The sequence below is a fragment of the Acidobacteriota bacterium genome, from assembly GCA_012729555.1.
Taxonomy (GTDB): Bacteria; Acidobacteriota; UBA6911; order UBA6911; family UBA6911; genus UBA6911.
The window spans coordinates 1-2,826 of record JAAYCX010000074.1 but is presented as its reverse complement, the minus strand read 5'-3'; the positions used below and the strand labels follow the sequence as shown (position 1 = coordinate 2,826).

4 protein-coding genes are annotated in these 2,826 nt (G+C 62.5%); 2 read left to right on the top strand and 2 right to left on the bottom strand.

Features of this window, described 5'->3' with window-relative positions:
• On the bottom strand, positions 1-517 hold a 517-nt coding region (locus GXY47_13090; GenBank protein NLV32078.1), incomplete at its 3' end, for a DUF3795 domain-containing protein.
• 324 nt (positions 518-841) lie between these two features.
• On the opposite strand from GXY47_13090, the gene GXY47_13085 reads away from it, so the two are divergent.
• Together GXY47_13085 and GXY47_13080 are read left to right on the top strand one after the other, a co-directional pair.
• Positions 842-1,861, top strand: coding sequence for a hypothetical protein (locus tag GXY47_13085; GenBank protein NLV32077.1), 1,020 nt, complete (start codon positions 842-844; stop codon positions 1,859-1,861).
• A 324-nt stretch (positions 1,862-2,185) separates the two neighbouring features.
• Positions 2,186-2,623 (top strand): hypothetical protein, encoded by a 438-nt coding sequence (locus tag GXY47_13080; GenBank protein NLV32076.1) that lies wholly within the window; start codon positions 2,186-2,188, stop codon positions 2,621-2,623.
• A gap of 9 nt (positions 2,624-2,632) precedes the next feature.
• On the opposite strand, the gene GXY47_13075 is transcribed toward GXY47_13080, so the two are convergent.
• The coding region (locus tag GXY47_13075; GenBank protein ID NLV32075.1) for a hypothetical protein at positions 2,633-2,826 on the bottom strand (194 nt) is incomplete at its 5' end.

Below are 2,826 nucleotides of genomic sequence, written 5' to 3'. Positions count from 1 at the left end.
CGCGGATCTTCTCGAGGTTGGGGAGGTATTCCTTGCGGTGCAGGTAGTCGCCCATGCGGATCAGGCTCGTGATGCGTTGGCAGGGCAGCTCTTCGCAATCGGTACAACGGGCATCCGCCTGCTTGCTCTTTGCGCACAGCCTGATCGCGCAGGTCCGGCAATGGCCGGCAAGGGTTCCGCCGCTCAAGCAGCCGTCGCACCGAAGCCCGTCCATCCACCTCGGGTCCGGGACCCCCTTCTGCGCCGGCGCGGAGGGTCTCTGCCGGGGCTCCGCCTCCCCCTCTTCCCCGTGCTTGGCAAGGTACGCGGGGCAGGCTCCACACCAGGTCCCGCAGGCGGCCGCCAGATGTTCCTTGCCGGAACCGGTTGCCCCGGGCTTCCCCCCGTTCTCGGGCTTTAAGCTTTCCGCGGAGGCGGCGGAGACCGCCGCCGAAAGACAGGCGCACCCCAAAGCCGTATGGGTTACGCTCTCGCAAAACCTTCTTCGGGTCATGTTCTTCCGCTTCAAGAAAGTCATGCCGTCTCCCCCTTCCCACCGGACCGCCTGCCGCCAGGCGGGTCGAAACCTGGACGCCCCGTGGTAAGGAAATAGTATACCCGAACGGCCGGTTGCGCGACCACAAAACAACCATCCTCCCCCCGCCCCGGCCGACGATCCGACCACTAAAAAGCACTTCTGACCACGTTCCCTACGGCAGCGGGGCGTGACCGGAGGAGATCTCGGGAACGAAGTCCTTGCGCGCCTGCCCCACCTCCAGGAACTTGCCGACGAGCAGGACGCAGGGGACCGAATCCTGTCCACTATTGACATCTGTCCACGTTACGTGGACAATAAATCATCATGGACAGACAAGCACGTTACGACAGGGCCCTCATTGAAGAGGTTTTGGCCGCCGCCCAACGACCGGGAATCCGTGCCGAAATTGAGGAAGGAGAGCCCAAGGTTAACGGCGGCGGGGTGGACGCCTGGATAACGCTTCAACTGGGAGGCGCGGCGGTTCGCTACGCGGCGGTTCTGAAGCGCGGGCTGCGCCCCGCTACCCTGGGTGCGGCGATTCAGCAGATTCGACAGACCGGAAAAAGGACGCTGCTGATCGCCGACTACGTCACGCCACAGCTTGCCGATGCCCTGCGTGATCACGCGGTTGCCTTCATGGATGCCGCCGGCAACGCATTTCTTGACGATCCCCCGGTTTTTATCTGGGTCAGGGGAGAACGCCCAATGCCGCGGACTGCGCTTCAACCCGGCGGGAGGGCGTTCAAGGCGAGCGGCCTGCGGGTGATTTTCGCGCTCCTGTGCCACCCGGAAATGGTGCAGCATCCGTATCGCGAAATCGCCCAAATGGCCGGCGTGGCGCACGGGACCGTCGGATGGGTCATGGCCGAACTGCCGCAACTCGGGTTTGTGGCCAGGATCGGGGGGAAGCGGCGACTGCTCGAGCCTCGCCGGTTGCTGCAACAATGGGTCGAGGCATATGCGCGCACTCTCCGGCCCAGACTGCTCCTGGGCCGCTACCAGGCGGAAAACCTCGATTGGTGGAAAACGGTCGATCCCACCGCCTATGATCTTATAATGGGCGGGGAAGGCGCCGCGGCCCGGCTCACGCACCATCTGCGCCCCGGCAGCCTGACCTTTTTCGGCGGCAAAGCCGAGGCGCGCTTCCTCCTGGATCAGCGCCTGAAAAGAGATCCGACCGGAAAAGTGGAAATCCTGCGCCGCTTCTGGCGGTTTGAAAATCCTGAACCGGCGCTCGCTCCCACACTGCTCGTCTATGCCGATCTGCTCGCCATCGGGGACGCCCGATGCCTGGAGACCGCGGGATTGCTCCATGATCAGATCATTGATCGATTTAACGCGTAAGCGGGAACTGGTTTTTTTATCGGATCTCGTAGCAGCCGTTCGATCCGTGCTTCCGAAAACAGCCATGCTCCTGGTCGGAGCCATGGCCAGGGACCTGCTCCTTTTTCATGCACATGGAATAAAAGCGGCACGGGCCACCGAGAACATAGATCTCGCATTTGCCTTGGCGGACTGGCCCGCTTTTGACCGTCTGCGAAAGTCCCTGTTGGACTCCGATGCTTTCCATCCGCACCCCCGAGGGACGCACAGGCTCCGATACGGCCCTGATACCACTGTGGACCTGATTCCGTTCGGCGGATTGGCGAACCCTGACGAAACCATTTCATGGCCGCCTCACGGCGACACCGTTCGGAAAGGGGAACGGTATCGCCTCGCAAAGACGCCTTCGACCTTCTGCTGATTCTGCAAAACTACCTGGATGCGGGAAACTCCGAACGATTGTATCAGGAAGCCAGCCCGTTGCTGGAAAATCCTGATTTCGACTACGAAAGGGCTGGCGCCTGGCTGGCGGGATGGGATGCGTTGGGGATTATTCGACACTACAGCCCCAAGGCCGCCCTCCTTGAGAACAGGCTTCGCTCCCTGCTCGCGCCGGAAACAAACCCGGAGGGCCCGTTACGACTGATTGGAGAGGCTGATACCTCAGATCCGGAAGGCTCCCGCCGGCTATTGTCAGCCTTCCTCGCGGGTTTCAGCGGGATTGACCGCCGTTTCCCTTCCCCCTGCCCGGCCGCCGATCCGACCACTAAAAAGCACTTCTGACCACGTGGCCTACGGCAGCGGGGCGTGACCGGAGGAGATCTCGGGCACGAAGTCCTTGCGCGCCTGCCCCACCTCGAGGAACTTGCCGACGAGCAGGATGTGCCGCTCATCGGGGAGGTTTTTGTAGTCGATTTCGTCGAGGAACCGGCCCACCGTGCTGCGGATCACCTTCTGGTTCTCCCGGTCGCCCGCGTCGACGACCT